Genomic DNA, 21,606 nt, shown 5'->3' with positions numbered 1-21,606 from the left:
TGCGCTGGCACGATGGCTGATATCGGCCGGCAATGATCCAGCCCATCCTGGCGCAGCGCAGCGCCGCCGGATTCTGGATCGCGATCGTGCTGACCGGGGCGGGAACCGGCCTCGGCGCCGCCGCGCTGACCGGGCTGCTTGAGCTGACACAGCATATGGCGTGGGGCGGCGAAGGATTGGATCTGCTGGCGGCGGCATCCCAAACGCCGCCGTGGCGCCATCTGGCGGTGCTGGCCGGCGCCGGGCTGTTGACCGCAGCCGGCCAAGTGCTGCTGCGACGGCTGACGAGCGGCAACGCCATTGATATCACCGCCGCGATCTGGTTCCAGGCGGGCCGGCTGCCAGCCCTGCGCACCTTGGGCAGCGCCACCTTGTCGGTGCTGATCGTCGGCATGGGCGCGGCCCTGGGACGCGAGGGCGCACCCAAGCAGGCCGGCGCGGTGATTGCCAACTTGATGGCGGACCGGACCTGCCTGAGCGACGAGGAACGCCGTTTGCTGGTCGCCTGCGGTGCCGGGGCGGGGATGTCGGCCGCCTATGGCGTGCCACTAGGTGGGGCGCTGTTCGCGCTGGAAGTGCTGCGCGGCGCTCTGGCTCTGCGCTTCGTGCTGCCAGCACTGGTGGTTTCGCTGGTGGCAACCGGGGTTTCCTGGGCGTTCCTACCCGACGCGCCGACCTATGCGATCCCGGCCTTTCACGGCTCGCCTTCAAGCGCCGCCTGGGCCGTGCTGGCCGGACCCGTCATCGGCGTGGTCTCGGTGGCGTTCGTTCGATCCGTCGCCTGGGTCGACGGCCACAAGCCAACGGGTTGGCGCCGACTACTGGCGCCCGTCGTTGCGCTTGCCTGCCTGGGCGCGGCCTCGATCCGCTTCCCGCAACTGCTGGGCAACGGGCGCGACGTCGCCGAACTGGCGTTCAATGGACAGGTTGGCCCGACGCTGCTGATCGCTCTGGCGCTGCTGCGCCCCGCCGCCACCTTGCTGTGCCTGGGCAGCGGCGCCCCCGGCGGTCTGTTCACGCCGTCGCTGGCGTTCGGGGCGATGCTGGGTGGCGTATTGGGCTTGCCCTGGGCATGGGTCTGGCCAGGCGTGCCACCCGGACTCTTCGCGCTGCTCGGCGCCGGGGCGATGCTGGCGGCGACCACGCAAGGACCGGTCTCGACCATGGTGCTGATGATGGAGCTGACCGGATACGCCCGCGCCGCGGTCGTGCCGATGCTGCTGGTGGTTGCCACCGCTACACTGGTTGCCCGCACCATCGAGCCGCGGTCGATCTACGACGCCCGCTTGAGCAACGCTCAGGTTCGCGGCCGCCAACGACTCCGCGATCAAACTCCGGATACGATGGTATCCTGACCTGCGCTGGGAGCCATCCGGGCGCTGCTGACGCGCAGCGGCTGCGTTGCGATAAGATGCGTCGGGATGCAAGATCGCGCCGAACCCGAAGGCGCGGGATAAGGCCGAAACAGGGTGGCGGATTCGAGGATGATCGGTTTGACTCGTCGTTCACTGATTTTCCGGCCGCAACCGCTGGGGCCGGATAGGTTCAACGAGCACACCGGCAATCTGGGGCAAGCCGGGGTACGTCACGCTTGATCGCAATCCTGAAAATCCGTCAGTCCGCGGACAGCCGCCCGCTGGCATGCTGACACGGCTTGCCCCATTGTTGTTCGTGCTGCTGTGGAGTTCATCGTTCATCGCCGCCAAGGCGGGTCTGCGACACATTTCGCCGTTGCTGTTCGTCGCTGTCCGCATGGCCGGCTGCGCCGTCGTGCTGGTGGCGGTCATGCTGCTGCTGCGCCGGTCCTGGCGGCCGCTGAGCGGTTGGCGTTGGCTGCATTGCGCGGTCGCCGGCGCGTTGCTGAACGCGATCGGCCTGATGGCGCCGCATGTCGGGCTGCTACTGGCACCAGCCGCCCAGATTGCGTTGGTGCAATCGCTGACGCCGCTGCTGACCGCGGTGCTCGGGGTCGTGCTGCTGCACGAGCGATTGCACTCCCGTCAGTGGCTTGGACTGGCGCTGGGAATGGCTGGCGTCGGACTGGTCGTGGGATATGCCGCGTTCGAAAGCACCTCGCGTTTCCAGGGCCTGCTGCTGGCGTTTGTCGGTGTGTTGGGTCTGGTCGCCGGGACGCTGTATTTCGGGCGCTTCTGCCGGGGCGTTCCGCTGCTTCCCGGAGCCACCGCGCAGTTCATTGCCGCCGCCGTGGTCTCGGCGCTCGGCGCGTGGCTGCTTGAAACGTCCCGAGCCGACTGGACCACGGGCGCGGTCGTGGCAACCGCGTGGAACACGGTGATGGTTTCGCTGGGCGGGATGGGGCTTTATTTCGCCATGCTGACGCGCGGGTCGGCGGCGCGGGTTAGCGCCAACTTCTACCTGGTCCCGGGCACCGCCGCGCTGCTTGCCTGGGTTATTCTGGGCGAGCGACTCAGCCTGCTGGCAGTGCTGGGCCTCGTGGTCGCGTCGGCCGGTTGCTGGCTGGTCGCCGCGCCACCGCGTGAGGCGGCCTGAAACGCGGACGCCCACGCTTCGCCGAGGGCGGCTGGGTCAGCGAGTGAACGCAAGACGGGCGGGTTCATTGGAACGCCCAGCGCAGCGTGCGGGCGATCCCAAGCGTACCAGCACGCACCAGCGGACGGCTCACTGTCGGTACCGCCAAGCGGTGCATTTGTCGCGCCCAAGACGGCAGCAGGTCGACGCCGGCCTGCATCGTCAGCGCCTGCAACGGCTCCGCCATGATGCGCGGCGCTTGCTGCGTCAGAACCAGCCGGGCGACTTCCCGGGTGCGCGCATCGCACACCAGATTGGGCCGCGTCCGCCGGATCAATTCGCGCGCCTCGGTGCGGCTTCGCGGCACCGGATCGGCGCCCAGTGCCACGGCAATCCTCGCCATCTCCCGGAAGTAGCGGTCCTGATCCGCCGCCGACATGCGCGGTTCGGCATAGCGCATCCAGGCGTCGAGGAAGCTGGTCGCCTCGGTAACGTGCACCCATGCCAGCAGTGCGGGATCGTTCGCGGCATAGGCACGGCCGTCCGGCAAGGTGCCACGGACGCGGTTGTGGATCGCGCTGACCCGGGCGATCGTTGCCTCGGCCTCGGCCCGGCCGCCATAGGTGGTGAGCGCGATGAAACGGGCCGTGCGCCGCAGCCGGCCACGCATGTCGGACCGAAAGTTGGAATGATCCCACACCCCTGCCAGGACCGCCGGGTGCAGCATCTGCAACAACAGTCCCGCGACGCCGCCGACCATCATTGAGGTGACATCGCCGTGAACCCGCCAGGCGACCGCATCTGGCCCAAACAGGCCGTCGGGACGCCGCACCACCGGCTTCTCGCCGCGCGATCGGTCATTGAACAACGCAACCACCTCGGTGGCGATCACGTCCTTGATCGGCCGCGTCACCAGCGTGCGCAATGAGCGAGATGGAAACACGCTGGCCACCGGATACGGCATCAGCGGTCACCGTTTGGATGGATCGGCGCCCAGGGCGCGGCGCGTGCCGAGGAGAATGTCATGCAGCTTCAACGATAAATCCTGCGCCACGTTGCGTCACCCCTGACTCTCAGCGTGTGACTCTCGGCGTGCCGTTACGATGTCGCAGTCCTTGAAAAGCCGTAGGCAGACAATGCTTCACCAATCGCTGACCGTCCCCACGAATCCGGGCAGTGGTGTTACCTTATCGCCGGTGAGCAACCCGATCCTCCTGTTCGTGGCGTTGGACGCCGTTGCGCTGGTTTTGCTGGGCGGTTTCGGCACCCGCTTGCAGCCTGCCGTTGGCCGGCTGCTGGCGATGCTGCTGACCGGCCTGGGCATGCTGGCCTGCGTCGGGCTTCTGCTGATACGCGCTCCGGCGGCGGCGCTGACGCTGCCGGTGGGGCCGCCCGGCCTGGCGCTGCATCTGGCTCTCGATTCGCTATCGATGTTCTTTCTGGGGGTGGTGTTCCTGGCCGGCTTCCTCACTGCGGCGTTTCCGGCAACGGACGCCGCCCCGAGGCTGGACGCTGGCCCGCGGAGCATCGCTTTATGCCTCGCCGGCACCGTTCTGGCACTGCTGGCGGCAGACGGCATGACCCTGGCGATCGGTCTCAGCGTCACCTGTGGCGCGATCCGGTTCGCGGACGCCAACCCGCACCGTGCGGCGACTTTGCTGGTCCCGTTGCTGTTGCTGGCGGCGGTTTGCCTGCTCGCCCCGGTCGGTTTCGCCCCGCGATTCGATGCCATCCGCGCCGCGCCGATCGATCCCGGCCGCGCGACCGCCGCCGCCGCGTTGACCGCCGTCGCCGTCGCCGGCCTGATCTGGCACCGATCCAAGCAGCGATGCTGGACCCACAATGCGCTAACCGGGGGCGTGCTGATGCCCTTCGGCTGCTACCTGCTGCTGCGAATAATCGCCGACCTCGCGGGCGCGGCCAATCAAACCACCTTCGGCTTCGTCCTTTTGCTCGGCGGCGGTGCCCTCGCGGTCATCGAGGGCTGGTCGGCCGCGCGCCATGCCGAAATCGACCGGTCGGTGTTGTGCCTGATACGCAGACAGGCTGGCCTGGCAACGGCCGGGATCGGACTTGCGTTGATCACCCGGGCCGCCGACTTGCCTGGAGCCGCCGCCTTTGCATTCGCTGCCAGCTTTCTGTCCGCGGTCGGCGGCGCCGTGGCCGGAGTGCTGACGGCACTGGCGACGCACGCGATCGGCGCCAGTGCCGGCACCTGGCGGTTGTCGCGGCTGGGTGGCCTGGTGCAAGCGATGCCGGCCTCGTCCGGCGCCCTGACCGTGGGCCTGCTGGGTCTGTCCGCGCTGCCTCCCGGCCTCGGCTTCGCCACCCTATGGCTGCTGTTCGAGTCGATCCGATCGGCGCCACGAACCGGAGGCCTGCTGTTCCAGTTGCCACTGGCGTTGATCGGTGCCGCCATCGCACTGTCGGCGGCACTTGCCGCCGCCGCCGCGGTCCGCCTGCTCGGCACAGCGGTGCTCGGCCGACCGCGCACGCCGCAGGGTGCCGGTGCGACGGAGACCAAGTCAGCCGCCCGCGGCGTCCTGCTCGCGCTGGCTGGTCTCTGCCTGGTCGCCGGCCTGCTACCCGGACCGATCATCTGGGCTTTCGGCGAACCAGCGATCCGAGCGCTGAGCGGCACTCCGCCGGGCGGCGGCTTCGGGCTGTCATTGCTGCCGCCCTCGGTCTCGTCGCCGAGCTATCCGGCGCTTTCGGTGTTCGCATTGCTGGCACTGGGAACTGCGATCGTGCTGCAGACACCTCGCTGGTCGCGCAAGGAAGCCAAGACAGCCGGGATCTGGGCGGATGGGATGCTGCCTCCGCTCGGGCTTCCGTTCGGCGATCCGGCGGCGCAATCCGCCGGCGAGGGGTTCGTGCCAGCGCCGCCCGTGCCGACCCGGCCCCTAGCGGCATCGCCCCGAGCGCCATCGCCCCGAGCTGGATCGCCCCCAGCGGCATCACCCGGAGACCCATCACCCGGCGCAGCATCGCCCGCCGTCGCATGGCTTGGCCTCGCGTTGCCTCGCCCCGCATGGACCCGTGCCCCGTGGACTGGCGTCGAATGGCCGACATCAAGGGCAATGTCGCGGCCGTTTCCAGGCGTCGCCGGACTGTGGATCGTGCTTGCCGGTTTTGGCGTGCTGCTGCTGGCACGGGCGCTGACGGGATGAGCTCGCTGTTGTCGCTGCTGACGCAAATCATGCACATCGTCCTGATGCTGGCCGCCGCACCGACATTCGCTGGCGCACTCGACTGGGTCAGCGCCCGACTGGGCGGCCGAACCGGCCCACCGCTGCTGCTTCCCTGGCAGGATCTGGCGCGTCTTTGGCGCAAAACCCCGATGGCGATGGACAGCGCTTCGGTCGTCTCGCGGCTGGCTCCGGCGGTTGCACTTGGCGCGACCCTGTCCGCCGCCGCCCTTGTGCCGTCGTTCACCCTGGGCATGGCGCTGGCGCCGCTGGCCGACGTTCTTGTGATCGTCTCGCTTCTGGCACTGGCGCGTATCGCCAGCAGCCTCGCCGCCCTGGATTGCGGCGCCCCGCTGCCGGCGCTGGCCGCGCAGAGTGCCAGCGCCCGTGCCGTGCTGACGGAACCCGCGTTGATGCTGTCCGTGGTCAGCCTCGCGCTGATCGGCGGCAACTTCAATCTCGATCTGATCATCGCCCAGCAGCGGGAGGGGCTGCTGCTGCCGGCCGCGGCCTCGGCAGTCGCACTGACCGCGATGCTGGCGCTGCTGTTCGCCGAGGCGAGCGCGGACGACGACGGCCTGCGGCAGATGGCAAGCGGTACCGACCTTGCGATATCGCGGATCACCGTCTGGCTGCGGCGGCTGGTGTGGATCGATCTTATCGGCGGCCTGTTCCTGCCGATCGGGATGGCCGGCGCCGGCGGCTTTCCGCTGGGCTGGCTGATCGGCTTGGCGTGCTGGGCGGTGAAACTCGCGGCGTTCACCGTCGGCCTATCGGCGGTCCAGACCTTTCTGGGCCGGGTTCCCCGCCGAGGCCTGTCCGACCTGGTCGGCGTCGCGGCGCTGTTGGCGCTGTTGGCCACCATCATGGTCCTGGCCAGCACGGGGACCGTATGACCGCGATGGCCACTCCATTGGCGCAAGGCAGCGCCGGGCTGGCGCTGGTGATGGCCTTTGCCCTGCTCGTTACCAGGCAGCTCAGCATCGCGGCGCTGCTGCTGGCGGTACAGTCCGCCGCGGTCGCGGTCACCGCCGCGGAGCTTCACCGCCCGCTGTTGGGGCTGCCGCCACTGATCCTTGGCGCGGGCATCTTTCTGGCCCGGCATATAACGCCCGTGCCGGAGCGACGCGCGGCCGCGGTCGGAGGAGCCAAAGTTGCAATCGCCGCTGCCGCCATTCTGGCGACCCTGTGCCAATCGCAAGGCAGCCTCGCCCTGGCGCTGACGGTCGTCCTGTTGTCGGTGTTGCTGGCGGCAAACCGCTCCCACCCGCCCATGCAGGTCATCGCATTGGTCGCATTGCAAAACGGCATCGTGCTCGCCGGATGCCTGGTTGCCGAACCGCCGACGCTGGCAGCCTCGTTGCTGCTGCCCACGGCTTGCCTGGTGCTGCCGCTGCCGCTCGCCGCCGGCCTGCTGGTGCCGGCCATCGCCTCCTCGCCACGGCATGAGCCTCCCGGCCGGGGCAAATCCTGGATGCCCAGCCTGACGTTCGACGCAAGCTGGCTGCGACGGATCGATCTGACGCTGGCGGCGGCCCTGTTCGCCGCAACGCTGATCGTTCCGCTCGATTCGCTAGCCTCGGTGTTCGCACCGCTGCTCGGTCTGGATGGCGTGCTGCGTGTCTGCGCCCGGCGAAACCGCGAAGCGCGCAGCCCCATGCGCCGAGCAACCGCATGGACGCAGAGCGCCTGTGGCATAATCGCGGTGTGTGCGCCAGATCCGATGGTGGCATGGCTGGCGGTGGTGGCCGCGATGGCGGCGGCGTTGCTGCCGACTCTGTCGCGCCGTTGGCGCGGCGGAGTGCTGGCGTTCACCGCCGCCGGCCTGGTCCTGTTTGGCATGCTGCTGCCGGCCACGCCGCCGGTTGCCGCACCGTCCTTGCTTGGTGCGTTCAGCCTGTTCAGCGGTCTTGCAATGATCGCGGCCGTGGTTCCGGATCTGGCGGTGATTCTGGTGGTCCTGATATTGCGCCTGGCGAACCTGACCGCGTGGCCACCCGAGGTGGAGGGGATCGCCGCCGGAATCGCCCTGGTTGCCTTGCTAGCCTGCGCCATCCGCCTGGCCAACCCGGTTCGGCTGCATCGCGTGGCCCTGCTGCAATTGGCCCAGGCCAGCATCGCCGCGTTGAGCATCAGCATCGGCCACGCCGAGGGACGCTTCGCCGCACTGGCCCTGCTGGTCCTGCTGATCCTGTCTCGCTCCGCCGCCAGGTTCAACGGCCGTCCGGCCCGGTCACTGGCGATCGCCGCACTGGGTGGCATCCCGCCGCTGGGGGTTTTTCCCGGCCTTGCCCTGGTGGTGCTGACAATCAGCGCGCACGACCCTTGGCTGCTGCTTGTCGTTGGCGCGGCGCTGGTTCCGATCATGCTCGCCAGCATGCCGCGCCGCTGGCCTGAACTGCCGACACGACTGATGGTGCCGTCGATTGTCTGGCTGCCGTTGTTGCTCGCGGTGTTCGCCGGCTACTTCGCCCCCAACGGGCTGGTCCATTGGTGGCGCATCCTGACGGCCGGCCGCACATGACGCTCGACATCGGGCGCCACCGGCCAGGCACCGCCAGCGATATCGTGCGGTTGGCACACGCGGAAGCGTGCCAGCCCTGGCGGCGCAGCGTCCTATCGCACACAGGCTGGACCGCCCTTGCCAAGGCTTCGATGACCGAGTCATGGACGCTGCTGGCCCATTGGGCCGACACCACACAGGCCTACGCACTGTTCCAGAACCCCGAAGCGCTGACCATAGTGCCGGTCTCGACCCCGGTTGAAGCCGGGCGCTATCCGGCGTTGTCCCCGGCACTGCCCGGCGCCGTGCCGTATGAGCGGATGATCCGCGACCTTTGGGGACACGAGGCGCAGGGCGGCATTGACGCGCGTCCCTGGCTCGATCACGGCCACTGGCCGCAGGTCCGGCCGATGGCGATCCGGCCGCAGCCTCGCGACAGCGCCGAAACGTCGCTGCTGCAAGCCACCGATCGGCCGGACTCGATGCTGCTTCCGCTCGGGCCGCTTTGGGGTCTGGTCGACGAAGCAGCGCATCTTCGCCTGACCCTGAATGGCAATGCCATCCGCCACGCCGAGGAGGTGCTGGGCTTCACCCACAAAGGTGTGCTGAGCCTGATGCGCGGCAAATCGCCACGCACCGCTGCCCGCTTCGCCGCCCGCCTGTCGGGTGATGCCACCGTGGCCCATTCGGTTGCGTTCGCCCAGGCCACCGAGGCAGCGATGCAGGTTACCGCACCGCCGCGCGCCGCCACGCTGCGGATCGTGTTGCTGGAGATGGAACGGATCGCCGCCCACCTCGACAACCTTGCCGAGGTGGGCCGCCTGGCGGGCGCTCGACTGGTGTGGACGCGATGCGGCATGCTGCGAGAAAACCTGCTGCGGACGTCGCACATGGCATTCGGCCACCGGTTGTTGATGGATTGCGTGGTGCCCGGCGGTCTCGCGGTCGACATCGCCGACGGCGGCACCGAGGTCATCCTGCGCTCGCTGGGCGCGATCGCCTCCGAGTTGGACGGCATCCGCCGACTGCACGAGCGGCCCGCGCTGTCCTCGGTGCTGTCCGGTTTGGGCCGGGCATCCGGGGAACTCGCGGCCACGCTGGGCGTCGGCGGCACCGTGGGTCGGGCGTCGGGTCGGGCGTTCGATGGCCGGATGGTGGTTTCGACCGGCTATGGTGGCTTGAGCCCGCGCCTGGCGATTCGTTCCGAGGGTGATGCTTCGGCCAGACAGCAACTGCGGATTTTCGAGATCGGCGAAAGCCTGCGACTGATCGCGGCGGCGTTCGACGGACTGCCGGACGGACCGGTCGGCATCGTTCTGCCGCAGCTCAGCGGCGAGGGCATCGCCTGCGCCGAATCGCCTCGTGGCGATGTCTGGCACTGGCTGCAACTCGATCACGGCCAGATCGCCGCCGCCTTCCCCCGCGATCCCGGCTGGGCGCTATGGCCGCTGGCCGAACGAGTGCTGCGGGATGCCGAGGCCACGGACGTCGCGCTGATCCGAGCCTCCTTGGCATTGCCCGCGTCCGGAATGGATTTGTGATGACACTGAAACCCCGATCCGAAGCCGTCGGTCCGGCCGACCCCGAAACGACGGCGTCGCTGCGCGCCCGGCTGGAGGCCGCCGCGCAAACCCGACTCGGCCGCAGCCTGGCAATACGCCACGTCAACACCGGAAGCTGCGGCGGCTGTGAACTGGAGCTGCGAGCGCTGAACAACGTGGTGTATGATCTGGAACGCTTCGGACTGCGCTTCGTAGAGAGCCCGCGTCATGCGGACATTCTGCTGGTCACCGGCCCGTTGACCCGAAACTTGAAGGCGGCGCTGGAACAAGCCTGGGATGCGACGCCAGACCCGAAATGGGTGGTCGCGGTCGGTGACTGCGCCTTGGACGGCGGTGTATTCAAGGGCAGCTACGCGGTTCTGGGCGGCACCGGACTTTCCATCCCGGTGGATTTGAAAATCGGTGGATGCCCACCGCCTCCAACACAAATTCTGGCCGGGCTGCGATCGTTGCTTGAGGCCAACGCAAGCTAGAACCACCTCTCCCGCGAACGGGAGAGGTCAGCACGGGCTTATCAGCCAGCGGTCGACCGGGTGGACTTCCTGGCATGGCTGGTCTTGTGTCTGCTGGACTTGTGGGCCGACGAATGGTGCTTCGTCCGGTGATGGCTGGACGCCATGACCGGCGACGTAGCCAGGGCTGCCGCCGGCACAACGAATGCCAGCGCGACGATCAGGCGCTTGAACGAGGGTATCACGGGCATGGCTCCGGATGGGTTTGACGGGGGCGGGGGCGAGCGGGTTGACGGTCGGGCCAAGATTTTTCACCTAACCGACTGAGATTATTTTGCATCGGCATAGGGTCTGATGGCAAGAAAATTTAGCCGCAAAGCCGCCATCCTGGCGCTAAAACAGCCCGTAACGGCACGCCAGCCACAGTTTCTTCCATTTCGGCAAACTGACCCTCTGATCCAGCCGTTTCCAACCTCGTCGTTCTAGCAACGAGAGGATCGCATCATAGGTCGCTGCCATCAGCCGAGCCGGTTTCATCGCCACCGGATCGCATTGCCGCATCGATTCGCGGGCTTGGCGAAAGTAGTCATGAGCCAGTCGCGCCAGTCGCTCGCAGACCTCGGGCAATCCCGGCGCGATCAGGATGGTTGCCGGATCCGCAGCTACGCCGGCAGCACGCAAATACTCCCGTGGCAGATAGATCCGCCCCCGCTGGGCGTCCTCTTGGATATCGCGCAAGATGTTGGTCATCTGTAACGCTCTTCCAAGCGCATGGGCGACACGATCGGCCGCCGGAGTCGCATCGCCGAACGCCCGCACCGACAATCGTCCGACGGCGGAGGCGACACGATCGCAATAAAGGTCCAGCACGGCCATATCCGGCGCCACCACAACCGTTTCGGCATCGCTCTGCATCCCGTCGATGACGGCGATGAAATCATCGGCCCGCAATCCGAACCGCGGTATCGCCGCCGTCAGCACGCGGGTGACCGGCCCGTCGGCACGGCGCAGATACGCGGCGGCAATTCGATCGCGCCACGCAGCCAGGCCGCGGCGTTTCTCCTCCAGCGATCCAGACTCGTCGGCGATATCGTCGACGATCCGGCAGAACGCATAGATCGCATACATCGCGTGGCGACGGTCCGGCGGCAGCACGCGCATGCCGTGGTAGAACGACGTCCCCGCCGCGCGCACGATCTGTTCCACCGCGTCCAGGTCCTGTTGCGCCGCACCCAGTGGCGTCGGTCGGGCGGTCATTGTACGCGCTGTCGTGCCGGATGCAGTCATAGCAGATTGGGCGCCGCGGCCAGCACACTGAAAACCGCGTCAGCGGGCTGCAACTTGACGCGCTTCGCCAACGGATCGTTACGGGTCAACCGCTTGGTTAGGCGGGTCGCCAAACCGCATATGATCGCGGTTTCCGCGCGAAGGCGGCGGTCGCGGACAGCTTTCGGCAGCGCCGATGCTTCAAGGTTCATCCGATCGACCTGTTCCAGCAACGCCATGAAAACGCGGCGCAAGGCGGCTGTCTCGTCCGGCCGGCGCAAATCCTCGATGGAGGCACCGAACTGCGCCAGCAGGGCCTGCGGCAGATAGCAACGATCAAGCTCGGCCAGGTCGGTGGCGCAGTCCTGAATATGATTTATGATTTGCAACGACGTGCAGAGCGCGTCCGATGGCGCGTGGCAATCGCTGCTCTCGCCATGCACGTCCAGCACGTAGCGGCCCACCGGAACCGCCGAATAGCGGCAATAGTGGTGCAGTTCCTCGACTGTCGCATAGCGCAGCTTGGTCGCATCCTGGCGGAACGCGACCAGCAGATCCGTCGCGTGTTTCGACGTGATCCCGGTCCGCGACAAACTAGCCCGCAACGCCGCCGCGCTCGGCGAACCGGTCTGCCGGTGCCCAAGCAGGACGTCTTCCATGATGTCGAGACGGTCGATTTTCTGCTGCGCGGAAAGCGAAGCCGAATCGGCAATGTCGTCTGCGTTCCGGGCAAAGCTGTAATAACGATGGATCGGTTCGCGGTGGCGGCGCGCGATCAACCGGGACCCGACGGGAAAATTCTCGTCGTGACGGCCCTTGCCCGACCACGTCTCGACATCGGCCAGAGTGGATACGTCCGTTTCGGTCATCCGCCGGCACCCTCGTAGGCGCGTCCCTTCCAGGCCACGCCGCGGCCGCGAAAATGGTTCACCGCCGATCCGATCGTCGCGGCCATGTAGAACCCAGCGATCGCTGGCAGCAACGGCGCCCAAAGCCATGAGCGCCCGAATCGACGCAAGGTAGGAAGATACGACCCCGAAAGCATCATCCACGCCGCCAAGCCGCACCAAAATGCCCGCCCGTGCCCGAGCAACGTCGTCGCCGGGGGAGCCAGGAAGATCAGCGCCAGGCCAAGCGTGGTGGCGGCTAGCAGGAGCACCGAGTAGCGAAGCTGCACGAAGGCGGTGCGGGCGACCATCCGCCAGATCTCGGCAACCGAAGGATATGGCCGCACCGATCGCGCCAGATCGGCGTGCCCGAGCCAGATCCGGCCGCCTTTTTTCACCGCCGCCGCGAGCGCGACATCGTCGATCAGGGCATCTTTCACGCTCTGTACCCCACCGATCCGCTGCAAGGCGCGGGTCCGGATCAGAATCGTTCCGCCAGCCGCGGCGGCAATGCCCCGCAGACCGTCGTTCACCCAGGCGAACGGATACAGCAACTGGAAGAAGTACACGAACGCCGGCACCAGCGCTCGCTCCGCCGGGCTGTCGCAAGCGAGCCTGACCATTTCGGAAACCAGATCGAGGCCGTATCGCTCGATGCGGGCAACGAGCGATGACAGATGCGCCGGTTGGTGCACGATATCGGCATCCGTCAGCAACACCAGGTCGGCCTGGTCGGCCGCCGTGACAGCTTGCGAGACCGCCCACAGCTTGCCGCTCCAGCCCGCCGGTCGCGGCGCGCCGGCCAGCACCGTCAGGCGCGGATCGCCGATGCCGCGGGCGATGGCGCCGGTGCCGTCGGTGCTGGCGTCGTCGGTCAGGATCACTCGCCACGGCCCGGCGTAATCCTGTGCCAACAAGGAGCGCAGCGTGGCCTCGATCAGGGGTGCCTCATCGCGCGCCGGCACCACGATCGCCACCGACGGCGCGGTGACCGGGTGGGCCACCGGCAGCACCGGCCCGGCCTGCCAGAAGCTGCCGCGGGCAAAGATCAGATAGATCCAGATCAGCAAGGCGAGCGCCGCCATCGTGGTCATTGCGCCAGCATTCCGTTGGCGCGGAACCAGGCAACCGCATCCTGCACCGCCAGGCGCGGGGGCCGCGCGTGGTAGCCCAATTCGGCCGTCGCCTTGGCCGATGAATAGAACATCTTCTTGCGCGCCATTTTCAGATGGTCGCGCGTCACCAACGGTGCGATGCCGGTCAGGTTCGCCAGCTTCTCCATCACCAACGCCACCGGCCAGACCGCTGCCTCGGGCAGCCGCAGTGAGGGCGGCCGGCGGTTCACGACATCGGCGACCAACGCCAGCACGTCCTTCAGCAGCATGTTTTCCCCGCCCAATACGTAGCGCTCGCCCGGGCGGCCGTGTTCCAGCGCCAGCACATGACCCAGGGCGACGTCGTCGACGTGAACGATGTTCAACCCGGTATCGACATAGGCCGGCATGCGCCCGGCGGCCGCGTCGCGGATCATCTTGCCGGTGGGTGTTGGCTTGATGTCGCGCGGACCGACCGGGGCCGCCGGATTGACCACCACCACCGGCAGCCGGTCGCGTCCGGCAAGTTCCAGCACGGCTTTCTCGGCAAGGTATTTCGAACGCTTGTAGACACCGACGAAATCGGCCTCGTTGGTCGGCGTTGCCTCGTCCGCCACGCTGCCGTCGCCGATTTGTCCAAGCGCGGCGACCGAGCTGCAATGGACGATGCGTTCGGCTCCGGCCTCCGCGGCGGCGCGCACCATCGCGACCGCGCCATCGACGTTGGCCCGCAGCATCACCGCCGGATCGGGCACCCAGACCCGGTAATCGGCGGCGACATGAAGAACATAACGGCAGCCGGCAGCGGCACGTGCCAGCGAATCGGCGTCGGTAAGGTCGCCGGTGACGACGTCTGCGTCCAGCCCGGCGATATTGCGGCGATCACTGGTCGAGCGAACCAGCAGGCGCAGGCCATGGCCGCGAGCCGCAAGAGCTCGCGCGACCGCCGACCCGACAAAGCCCGTCGCGCCTGTCACCAGGGTTGTCATGGCGCCTCCCTTCCGATGCCTGGGCTTCTGCCCGTGTCGTGGCGCGACGGCAAGACCGGGGCTGCGCGGGCTCGCGGCACGAAGTCCAGGCTTGCTCTGGCGCCGCGGCGCGGGCAGAAGCCGCCGAGAATGAAACGCCTGTCCTACATCCTGGCCCTGCTCGGGCTGCTCGTCGCAGTACTGCTGGTATCCTACTACGGCTTCGGCAACATCGTCACCGCGGTCAGCCGAATCGGCTGGCCAGAGTTCGGGTTCATCGTCGGCTGGCAAGTCCTGGTGTTCGTGGTTCTCGGCCTGGCCTGGGATGTGATCATCCCCTCACCCCGCATGCGTCGGCCGCTGGTGCTGATCTGGGGCCGCATGGTGCGCGACGCGTCGGCCAACTGCCTGCCGTTCTCGCAGATCGGCGCGTTCGTGTTCGGCGCCCGGGCGGTCACCCTGCATGGCATCGATTGGCACACCGCCACAGCCTCCACGGTGGTGGATGTGACCGCGGAATTCCTGGCCCAGATCGCCTTCACCTGTATCGGTCTCGGCATTCTGCTGGCCCGCGCGCCGCAATCGGCGCTTGCCGTGCCGCTGGAGGTCGGGGTCGGACTGGCGGTGCTCGCCTGCTTCGGCTTTGTCTGGGTGCAGAAGGGTGCCGCGCCGGTATTTGCCCGCATCGGCCGCCGCATCGCCGGCAGATGGTTCGCCGATGCCGGGGACCGCTTTGAGCTGCTGCAGGCCGAACTTGACCGGATCTACCGTCACACCGGACGGTTGGCAATGGGCTTCGTGATCCACCTGATCGGCTGGATCGCCACCGGCGCGGCGGGCTGGATCGCCTACCGGGCGTTGCGCGTTCCGATCGACTTCGCCAACGCCCTGGCGATCGAGGCGCTTTTGAGCGCCGCGGCTGCGGTTGCCTTCCTCGTGCCAGTGAACGCCGGCGTGCAGGAGGCGGGCTATGCCGGCCTGGGCGCGATTTTCGGTGTGCCACCGGAATTGTCACTGGCAGTCTCACTGCTCCGCCGCGCCCGCGACATCGTGCTGGCAGCGCCGATCCTGCTGATCTGGCAGTTGGTCGAGATGCGCCGGCTCCGCCTGCGCCGGCCGGACAAGCAAGGCCAAGCCTCTGTTGCACCGGCGTCGCCACGGCTTGCTGAGCCGCGACCGGGGCAACGGCGGGGTTGATCCCGAGGCGCCTGCTTCTCATTGACGAACGGGGCGCGTAACGGCATCTGTCGGCGCCATGCGCATCGCCGCCATCCTCGTCGCCGCCGGAACCGGCTCGCGCTTCGGTGCCGAGACCCCGAAGCAGTTCCTTAGCCTCGCCGGCAAACCGGTGATCCGCCATGCCGCCGAGGCGCTGGCCGCGCAGGTGTCCCTGCTGCAGCCGGTCGGCGATGCCGGTGCGATCGAAGCCGCGCTGAGGGGGGTCCCCAACTGCCTGCCGACGATCGCCGGTGGCGCGACCCGGCAGGACAGCGTCGGCGCCGGGATGGAGGCGCTGGTCCCACACACCCCAGACATCGTGTTGGTGCACGACGCCGCCAGACCGGTCGTTCCGCCCGCTACGATCCCTGCCCTGCTGGCTGCATTGCGCCAATCATCCGGCGCCATCCCGGCGGCCCCGGTCGCCGATACACTGAAGCGAGTGGTGCGCAGCGTGATCACCGAGACGGTGCCGCGCAGCGGGCTGTTCCGTGCCCAGACGCCGCAGGCGTTCCGGTTCGAGGCGCTGCTGGCGGCCTATCGGTCAGGCCTGGAGGAGGCCACCGACGACGCCTCGTTGCTGGAAGCGTTGGGACAAACGGTCGCGGTCGTCGCCGGATCGGACGACAACATCAAATTAACCTATCCCGAGGATCTGGTCCGGCTGGAGCGCATCATGGCGGAGCGATTGATCACGCGTATCGGCACCGGCTTCGATGTCCACGTGCTGCAAGCCGGCCGCCCGTTATTCCTGTGCGGGGTGCAGGTGCCTCACGACAAGGGTCTGGCCGGGCACTCCGACGCCGATGTCGGCATCCATGCGCTGTGCGACGCGATCTATGGTGCGCTCGCCGAGGGTGATATCGGCCGCCATTTCCCAGCCAGCCAGTCCCGTTGGAAGGACGCCGACAGCGCCGACTTCCTGGCTCATGCGGCGGAACGGATCGCCGCCCGCGGCGGCCGCCTGGTCAACGCCGATGTGACGCTGATCTGCGAGCGGCCGAAGATCACCCCGTACGCCCCGGCAATGATCCAGCGGCTGGGCGATCTGCTTGGCGTCGATCTCGGCTGCGTCTCGGTGAAGGCCACGACCACGGAACAATTGGGCTTTACCGGCCGCGGCGAGGGTATCGCCGCCCAGGCCGCGGTATCCATCGTCGTGCCGGAATGATCCCCCACCGCAGGAGACCCGCGAGACCATGACACGATCCTTCACCCTGGCCGCGCTGCTGACCGTCAGCCTGCTGGCGGGCTGCCAACAGCCGTCGCCATCTGAGGCCAACAACTACCCTCCGGTGCCGCCGCTGATCAGCGAGGTGATCCCGAGGCCGCCGGTGACGGCTGAACCATTGATGTGGCAGCCGGGACACTGGAACTGGAACGGCACCGGCTATGTGTGGGCGAAAGGCCAGTATGTGCCGGCGGCCGGGCACGGCAATCTATGGATGCCCGGCTGGTGGTCGCCGACATCCTCGGGTTGGAACTGGCAGCCGCCGCACTGGACGTCGTGAACGTTGGCCGCGCCAGGGTCGCGAAGCCCGATGAGATTGCGTTGCTCGTATATCGTCGCATCGCATTCAGGAATGGTCTCGCGCGTTGGATTGGTCTTGATCACCGCGACGCTCCCGCGCGCGTCCAGAAAGACGCGCAGCCGGTCTTCGTCATAGGCGGTATCGCCGAGAGCATGCCCGCTAATCCAACAACCATGGCGCCGCGGCGGCCTGGGCGATCTGGCGGACCTGGCGCATCAGCCCGACGCCGACCGGAATCCCATTCGCCATCCGGGTCTCGGCATGTTTCCACTGTGGATCGCCGGCCACCATGACCGGACGCGCCGGATCGACTGGCGTGGTTCCGCGTAGTGCCGCCATGAAGCTCGCCACGTCAGCCTCAAAATCCCCCGACTCGCGAAACAGATTGGGGTCGATCGCCATGAAAAAATGCCCAATATCCATGCCGACCGGCCGTTTGGTGTGCATCGGATCGGTGATCAACGTCGCACCCGACAGGCAGGACGCCAGAATGTTGACCATCACCGCCAGGCCGTAGCCCTTGTAGCTGGAATTCTCAGGCGACCCGCCCAGCGAGGTCAGGAAGCCGCCCTTCTCCTTAGCGACCAGCGGGTCGTTCGACGGCCGCCCCTCGGAATCGAGCACCCAGCCATCCGGCGTCGGCAGTGCCTCATTGACTTTGTTGCGGATCCGCCCGGCCGCCACCGTCGTCGTCGCCATGTCCAAGAGGAACGGCACCCCATCCGCGCTAGGTGCGGCGAACGACCACGGATCGGTGCCCAGCCGGGCCTGCTTGCCGAATGTCGGCGCCACCTGGATGCCCGACGCCGAGGTGCAGGACATCCCCACCAGCCCTCGTCTGGCCGCCATCAGCGAATAGTATCCGGCGGCGCCAAAATGCGCCGAGTGCTTCACCACGGCGATCCCGACCCCGACGCCGGCGGCTTTTTGGATCGCCATCGACATGGCGAAATGTCCCGGCACATGACCGAGGCCACCGCCGCCATCCACCAGCGCCGCGACCGGGGTCTGCTTGATGATCGTCGGCCGCGCGTCCATCCGCGCCCGTCCGGACCGGCGCAGCGCGTCGTAGCCCGGGATCATCGAGATGCCGTGGCTGTCCACCCCGTGCAGGTCGGCCCAGGACAGGATCTCCGATGTGGTCTCGGCGTTGTCGGCCGGCATGCCCCAAGCCAGCAGAATGGCTTTCAACTGGGCTCGGTGATCGGCATAGGATGCGGGCATCGACGACTCCTTGAAGCGTTGACTTGACAGGGAACGTTGGCTTGGCGGCGAGCCTTGCGCCTGGCGAGTGTTCCGGCAAGGGTAACGTGCGGCGACCACAATGCGGAGGCATCGACCATGGCTGACACCCAGGCCCTGCTACAGGGTCGCTTCGGCATCGACCTGCCGAGGGCCGAAATCCCCGATTCGGTCGCGCCGTTGATCGATCGGCGCGTGACCAGGCGCTACACCGATCAGCCGGTCACCGATTCGCTGCTGGATGCATTGCTGGCGGCGGCACAGTCGGCGCCGGCCAAATCCGACCTGCAGCAGTTCTCGGTGGTGGTGATGCGCGACCCCGGGCGGATCAAACAGATCGCCGACTGGATCGGCACGATGGACTGGATCGCCACCGCTCCGGTGTTCCTGGTCTGGTGCGGCGACATGCGGCGTGGCCAGCGTTTGTGCGAGATGCATGGCATGCCGCACGCCAACAACAACCTGGACACCTTCCTCAACACCGCCGTCGATTGTTCGCTGGCGATGGCGCAGTTCATCACCGCGGCCGATGCGGTCGGCCTGGGCAGTTGCCCGATCAGCTACGTGCGCAGCCATATCGAGCGGGTGTCGCCGCTGCTGGGTCTGCCGTCGGGCGTTTATCCGGTTGCCGGCTTGAGCGTGGGCTGGCCGGTGTTCCGTCGGCCGCTCTCGATGCGGCTACCGCCGTCCGTCGTGGTGCATCGAGAACGCTACGACGACAGCGGGCTGGACGCCGAGATCGCGGCCTATGATCAGCGCCGCACCGCCCGCGATCCGGTGGCGGCGGCCGCACTGAAGAACAACGACGTCTACCCGCCGCGCGAGGGCGTCGGCTGGAGCGAGAACGCCGCCCGCCAACTTTCGGTACCAGAACGTTTCGGCTTTTTGGCGTACTTGAAAACCAGGGGCTTCGATCTTGCCTGATGAGGCCTTCCCGGTCGGACCCAAGCACGCCGCCCGCAACCGAACAGACGGTCACGGCGATTTCGGTGCAACCGCCGGACACGCAGCAGGCGCCCCCGTGGCCACACACTCGATCCCGCCCGCCGACGCGAACCCGGGCGCCCCGGTCGGCGCTAAACCCCGTGCGCCTGGGGGCGCGGCGGTCCGAGCCAAGCACGCCGCAAGCCTGATCGTGCTGCGAAGCGGGAACAGCGAGCCGCACATGTTGATGGGAATGCGCGGCGCCAGCCATCGCTTCATGCCGAACCGCTTGGTGTTTCCAGGCGGCCGGGTGGATCGCGCCGACCTGAAAGCGCCGTGCGCGACGTCGCTGTCCCCGGCGACCGAGAGAGCGTTGCGAAAGCGAACCAACGGCGCGATGGCCCACGGCTTGGCCGCCGCTGCGGCCCGCGAACTGCTGGAGGAAACCGGTCTCTCGCTTGGCCATCCGCCCCGGCTGGATGTGCTGCAATACCTCGCCAGGGCGGTCACCCCTCCTGGCCTGCCGATGCGCTTCAACGCCAGGTTCTTGGTGGTTGAAGAACAGCACGTCCACGGCAAACTCGCCGGCGACGGAGAACTGGAAGGACTACGGTTCTGGGGCATGACCGAGGCGCTGGCGCTACCTCTGGCGCTGCCCACCCGGCGCGTGCTGGAGCGGCTGCGGCAATGGCTCGCCATGACGCCGACCGAGCGCGACGCAGAGACCTCGATGCCGGTCCTGTTGCGCGACCGCGGCTGGCTGATGGAGTGATTCAATTGCGTGATAAGATCGATACCGTCCTGTGGTATCGGTCTTGCTAACCCTCGGCCTACGATTGCAAGCCGAAGGCACGTTTGAATGACCGACCTGCATTTCCTGACCATCGCGCAGGCATCCTCCCAGATCAAAGCCCGCCAACTATCGCCGGTTGAGCTGACCAAGGCCTTCATCGCGCGCATCAAGCTGCTCGACACCGTGTTGCACAGCCATCTTCTGGTGCTGGAAGAACAGGCAATCGCTGACGCGGCCAAGGCAGAATCAGAGATCGCCGGCGGTGGCTGGAAGGGACCGCTGCATGGCATCCCGATCGGCCTGAAGGATATCTATAACACCGCCGGGATTCGCACCACCGGGCACTCGGCGCTGTTCAAGGACCACATCCCCAGCGACGACGCCTTCACCGTAAACCTGATGCGTAGCGCTGGTGCTATCATTACCGGCAAGCTGGCGACCTGGGAATTCGCCATCGGCGGATCGTCGTTCGACCTGCCGTGGCCGCCGGCGCGAAATCCGTGGGACGTGTCGCTCGACCCGTCCGGATCGTCATCCGGATCGGGCGCCGCGGTTGCCGCCGGATTGTGCATGGGCGCGATGGGCAGCGACACCGGCGGATCGATCCGCGGACCAGCCGCCTGGTGCGGCATCGCCGGCCACAAGCCGACCTATGGCCTGCTCAGCCGGCGCGGCATCCTGCCATTGTCGTTCTCGCTCGATCACGCCGGGCCGATGTGCTGGACCAGCGAGGACTGCGCGCTGATGATGCAGGTGCTGGCCTCCTACGATCCGGCCGATCCCGGCAGCGCCGCGGTGGCGGCGATCGATTATACCGCCGGCCTCGGCAAGTCGCTGGCCGGGCTGCGGATCGGCGTGGTGCGGCACTTCTTCGAACAGGACCTGCGCACCGATCCGGAAACAATCGCGGCGCTGGAAACAAGCCTACGGGCGCTGCGCGACCTCGGCGCGGCGGTCGGCGACGTGACGTTGTCGCCGTTCGCCGCCTATGCCGACTGCGGCAGCCTGATCGCCCGCGCTGAGGCCTATGCGATCCATCAACACTGGCTGCGTTCGGCGCCGGAACTCTATGGCGCGTTCGGCCGCCACCGGCTGATGGCCGGCGCCTTCATCTCGGCCGTCGACTACATCAACGCGCAGCGCGAGCGCGCCCGGTTGGTCGCCGAATTCCTCGACGTGATGACGACCGTCGACGTGGTGGTTTTCCCCACCGCTCGATGTCCGGCACGACCGATCGGCGAGGATTCCATGGCTTCGGGATTCCAGCCATTCTTCAATCGCGCGTTCAACGTCACCGGCGCACCGGCACTGTCGATGTGCAACGGCTTCTCCAGCAAGGGCCTGCCGCTAGCGTTGCAGATCGGCGGCCGGCCGTTCGAGGACGCACTTGTCTTGCAGGTCGGCGACGCGTTGGAACGCGCGCTGGGAACCAGGACACGGCGCCCGATGGCGGAATAGCCCAGCCGGCGCCCCTGTGGCGCTGGCAC

At 67.6% G+C, this 21,606-nt stretch carries 19 protein-coding genes; 13 read left to right on the top strand and 6 right to left on the bottom strand.

All coding sequences use genetic code 11. The annotated features are described in order from the left end of the window. Positions 1-32: 32 nt before the first annotated feature. Both ACQY4Y_RS15300 and ACQY4Y_RS15295 read left to right on the top strand, forming a co-directional pair. Positions 33-1,355, top strand: coding sequence for a chloride channel protein (locus ACQY4Y_RS15300; RefSeq protein WP_428491467.1), 1,323 nt, complete (start codon positions 33-35; stop codon positions 1,353-1,355). A gap of 286 nt (positions 1,356-1,641) precedes the next feature. Continuing rightward, complete coding sequence (locus ACQY4Y_RS15295) at positions 1,642-2,511, top strand: DMT family transporter (protein ID WP_428491466.1); 870 nt, start codon at positions 1,642-1,644, stop codon at positions 2,509-2,511. Between the two features lie 64 nt (positions 2,512-2,575). On the opposite strand, the gene ACQY4Y_RS15290 is transcribed toward ACQY4Y_RS15295, so the two are convergent. Continuing rightward, positions 2,576-3,454, bottom strand: a complete 879-nt coding sequence (locus tag ACQY4Y_RS15290) for an oxygenase MpaB family protein (RefSeq protein ID WP_428491465.1) — start codon at positions 3,452-3,454, stop codon at positions 2,576-2,578. Positions 3,455-3,686: 232 nt separating this feature from the next. Here ACQY4Y_RS15290 and ACQY4Y_RS15285 point away from each other — a divergent pair, with 232 nt between their 5' ends. Genes ACQY4Y_RS15285 through ACQY4Y_RS15265 form a run of 5 tightly spaced genes read left to right on the top strand, consistent with a single transcriptional unit; the run spans position 3,687 to position 10,216 of the window. Further along, positions 3,687-5,660 (top strand): hypothetical protein, encoded by a 1,974-nt coding sequence (locus tag ACQY4Y_RS15285; RefSeq protein WP_428491464.1) that lies wholly within the window; start codon positions 3,687-3,689, stop codon positions 5,658-5,660. After that, positions 5,657-6,574, top strand: coding sequence for an NADH-quinone oxidoreductase subunit H (locus ACQY4Y_RS15280; RefSeq protein WP_428491463.1), 918 nt, complete (start codon positions 5,657-5,659; stop codon positions 6,572-6,574). The genes ACQY4Y_RS15285 and ACQY4Y_RS15280 overlap by 4 nt, the downstream gene beginning before the upstream one ends. Then, positions 6,571-8,202 carry a hypothetical protein gene (locus tag ACQY4Y_RS15275; protein WP_428491462.1) on the top strand — a complete coding sequence of 544 codons (1,632 nt, stop codon included), beginning with the start codon at positions 6,571-6,573 and terminating at the stop codon, positions 8,200-8,202. Before ACQY4Y_RS15280 ends, ACQY4Y_RS15275 begins: the two co-directional genes overlap by 4 nt. After that, positions 8,199-9,722 carry a hypothetical protein gene (locus ACQY4Y_RS15270; protein WP_428491461.1) on the top strand — a complete coding sequence of 508 codons (1,524 nt, stop codon included), beginning with the start codon at positions 8,199-8,201 and terminating at the stop codon, positions 9,720-9,722. The genes ACQY4Y_RS15275 and ACQY4Y_RS15270 overlap by 4 nt, the downstream gene beginning before the upstream one ends. Further along, complete coding sequence (locus ACQY4Y_RS15265) at positions 9,722-10,216, top strand: NADH-quinone oxidoreductase subunit B family protein (RefSeq protein WP_428491460.1); 495 nt, start codon at positions 9,722-9,724, stop codon at positions 10,214-10,216. The genes ACQY4Y_RS15270 and ACQY4Y_RS15265 overlap by 1 nt, the downstream gene beginning before the upstream one ends. A 372-nt stretch (positions 10,217-10,588) precedes the next feature. Here ACQY4Y_RS15265 and hpnD read toward each other — a convergent pair whose 3' ends face one another. Genes hpnD through hpnA form a run of 4 tightly spaced genes read right to left on the bottom strand, consistent with a single transcriptional unit; the run spans position 10,589 to position 14,431 of the window. After that, positions 10,589-11,452 (bottom strand): presqualene diphosphate synthase HpnD, encoded by an 864-nt coding sequence (hpnD, locus tag ACQY4Y_RS15260; protein ID WP_428491459.1) that lies wholly within the window; start codon positions 11,450-11,452, stop codon positions 10,589-10,591. Between the two features lie 26 nt (positions 11,453-11,478). Continuing rightward, positions 11,479-12,330 carry a squalene synthase HpnC gene (gene hpnC, locus ACQY4Y_RS15255; protein WP_428491458.1) on the bottom strand — a complete coding sequence of 284 codons (852 nt, stop codon included), beginning with the start codon at positions 12,328-12,330 and terminating at the stop codon, positions 11,479-11,481. Then, positions 12,327-13,442, bottom strand: coding sequence for a glycosyltransferase (locus tag ACQY4Y_RS15250; protein WP_428491457.1), 1,116 nt, complete (start codon positions 13,440-13,442; stop codon positions 12,327-12,329). The genes hpnC and ACQY4Y_RS15250 overlap by 4 nt, the downstream gene beginning before the upstream one ends. Further along, on the bottom strand, positions 13,439-14,431 hold the full coding sequence (gene hpnA / locus ACQY4Y_RS15245; protein WP_428491456.1) for a hopanoid-associated sugar epimerase: 993 nt from the start codon (positions 14,429-14,431) through the stop codon (positions 13,439-13,441). The genes ACQY4Y_RS15250 and hpnA overlap by 4 nt, the downstream gene beginning before the upstream one ends. Positions 14,432-14,446: 15 nt before the next feature. On the opposite strand from hpnA, the gene ACQY4Y_RS15240 reads away from it, so the two are divergent. Genes ACQY4Y_RS15240 through ACQY4Y_RS15230 form a run of 3 tightly spaced genes read left to right on the top strand, consistent with a single transcriptional unit; the run spans position 14,447 to position 17,139 of the window. Then, positions 14,447-15,607, top strand: a complete 1,161-nt coding sequence (locus tag ACQY4Y_RS15240; RefSeq protein WP_428491455.1) for a lysylphosphatidylglycerol synthase domain-containing protein — start codon at positions 14,447-14,449, stop codon at positions 15,605-15,607. Between the two features lie 58 nt (positions 15,608-15,665). After that, positions 15,666-16,799 (top strand): bifunctional 2-C-methyl-D-erythritol 4-phosphate cytidylyltransferase/2-C-methyl-D-erythritol 2,4-cyclodiphosphate synthase, encoded by a 1,134-nt coding sequence (locus ACQY4Y_RS15235; protein ID WP_428491454.1) that lies wholly within the window; start codon positions 15,666-15,668, stop codon positions 16,797-16,799. A gap of 28 nt (positions 16,800-16,827) precedes the next feature. Beyond that, positions 16,828-17,139, top strand: coding sequence for a hypothetical protein (locus ACQY4Y_RS15230; protein ID WP_428491453.1), 312 nt, complete (start codon positions 16,828-16,830; stop codon positions 17,137-17,139). Positions 17,140-17,319: 180 nt separating this feature from the next. Here the strand turns inward: ACQY4Y_RS15230 and ACQY4Y_RS15225 are convergent, their stop codons facing one another. Further along, the gene (locus tag ACQY4Y_RS15225; protein WP_428491452.1) at positions 17,320-18,384 is read right to left on the bottom strand and encodes an Ldh family oxidoreductase; all 1,065 of its coding nucleotides are present in this window, start codon (positions 18,382-18,384) and stop codon (positions 17,320-17,322) included. Between the two features lie 117 nt (positions 18,385-18,501). Between ACQY4Y_RS15225 and ACQY4Y_RS15220 the strand changes: the two genes are divergently transcribed. The 3 genes from ACQY4Y_RS15220 (at position 18,502) to ACQY4Y_RS15210 (ending at position 21,577) form a co-directional block, all read left to right on the top strand. Then, the gene (locus ACQY4Y_RS15220; protein ID WP_428491451.1) at positions 18,502-19,326 is read left to right on the top strand and encodes a nitroreductase family protein; all 825 of its coding nucleotides are present in this window, start codon (positions 18,502-18,504) and stop codon (positions 19,324-19,326) included. 97 nt (positions 19,327-19,423) lie between these two features. Beyond that, positions 19,424-20,098 carry an NUDIX domain-containing protein gene (locus ACQY4Y_RS15215; RefSeq protein WP_428491450.1) on the top strand — a complete coding sequence of 225 codons (675 nt, stop codon included), beginning with the start codon at positions 19,424-19,426 and terminating at the stop codon, positions 20,096-20,098. A gap of 87 nt (positions 20,099-20,185) precedes the next feature. Next, complete coding sequence (locus tag ACQY4Y_RS15210; protein WP_428491449.1) at positions 20,186-21,577, top strand: amidase; 1,392 nt, start codon at positions 20,186-20,188, stop codon at positions 21,575-21,577. The last annotated feature ends 29 nt before the right edge of the window (positions 21,578-21,606 follow it).

It is taken from the genome of Rhodopila sp., from assembly GCF_965277165.1.
GTDB lineage: Bacteria > Pseudomonadota > Alphaproteobacteria > Acetobacterales > Acetobacteraceae > Rhodopila.
The sequence above is the reverse complement of the archived record's forward strand: the minus strand, read 5'-3'. Positions and strand labels throughout refer to the sequence as shown.

Excerpts from the sequence above, each read along its gene's own strand:
- ACQY4Y_RS15210 (WP_428491449.1), top strand. The coding sequence starts at position 20,186 with ATGACCGACCTGCATTTCCTGACCATCGCGCAGGCATCCTCCCAGATC.
- hpnC (WP_428491458.1), bottom strand. The coding sequence starts at position 12,330 with ATGACCGAAACGGACGTATCCACTCTGGCCGATGTCGAGACGTGGTCG.
- ACQY4Y_RS15275 (WP_428491462.1), top strand. The coding sequence starts at position 6,571 with ATGACCGCGATGGCCACTCCATTGGCGCAAGGCAGCGCCGGGCTGGCG.
- ACQY4Y_RS15240 (WP_428491455.1), top strand. The coding sequence starts at position 14,447 with ATGCCTGGGCTTCTGCCCGTGTCGTGGCGCGACGGCAAGACCGGGGCT.
- ACQY4Y_RS15290 (WP_428491465.1), bottom strand. The coding sequence starts at position 3,454 with ATGCCGTATCCGGTGGCCAGCGTGTTTCCATCTCGCTCATTGCGCACG.
- ACQY4Y_RS15270 (WP_428491461.1), top strand. The coding sequence starts at position 8,199 with ATGACGCTCGACATCGGGCGCCACCGGCCAGGCACCGCCAGCGATATC.
- ACQY4Y_RS15230 (WP_428491453.1), top strand. The coding sequence starts at position 16,828 with ATGACACGATCCTTCACCCTGGCCGCGCTGCTGACCGTCAGCCTGCTG.
- ACQY4Y_RS15250 (WP_428491457.1), bottom strand. The coding sequence starts at position 13,442 with ATGACCACGATGGCGGCGCTCGCCTTGCTGATCTGGATCTATCTGATC.
- hpnD (WP_428491459.1), bottom strand. The coding sequence starts at position 11,452 with ATGACCGCCCGACCGACGCCACTGGGTGCGGCGCAACAGGACCTGGAC.
- ACQY4Y_RS15295 (WP_428491466.1), top strand. The coding sequence starts at position 1,642 with ATGCTGACACGGCTTGCCCCATTGTTGTTCGTGCTGCTGTGGAGTTCA.
- ACQY4Y_RS15265 (WP_428491460.1), top strand. The coding sequence starts at position 9,722 with ATGACACTGAAACCCCGATCCGAAGCCGTCGGTCCGGCCGACCCCGAA.
- ACQY4Y_RS15235 (WP_428491454.1), top strand. The coding sequence starts at position 15,666 with ATGCGCATCGCCGCCATCCTCGTCGCCGCCGGAACCGGCTCGCGCTTC.
- ACQY4Y_RS15280 (WP_428491463.1), top strand. The coding sequence starts at position 5,657 with ATGAGCTCGCTGTTGTCGCTGCTGACGCAAATCATGCACATCGTCCTG.
- hpnA (WP_428491456.1), bottom strand. The coding sequence starts at position 14,431 with ATGACAACCCTGGTGACAGGCGCGACGGGCTTTGTCGGGTCGGCGGTC.
- ACQY4Y_RS15300 (WP_428491467.1), top strand. The coding sequence starts at position 33 with ATGATCCAGCCCATCCTGGCGCAGCGCAGCGCCGCCGGATTCTGGATC.
- ACQY4Y_RS15220 (WP_428491451.1), top strand. The coding sequence starts at position 18,502 with ATGGCTGACACCCAGGCCCTGCTACAGGGTCGCTTCGGCATCGACCTG.
- ACQY4Y_RS15225 (WP_428491452.1), bottom strand. The coding sequence starts at position 18,384 with ATGCCCGCATCCTATGCCGATCACCGAGCCCAGTTGAAAGCCATTCTG.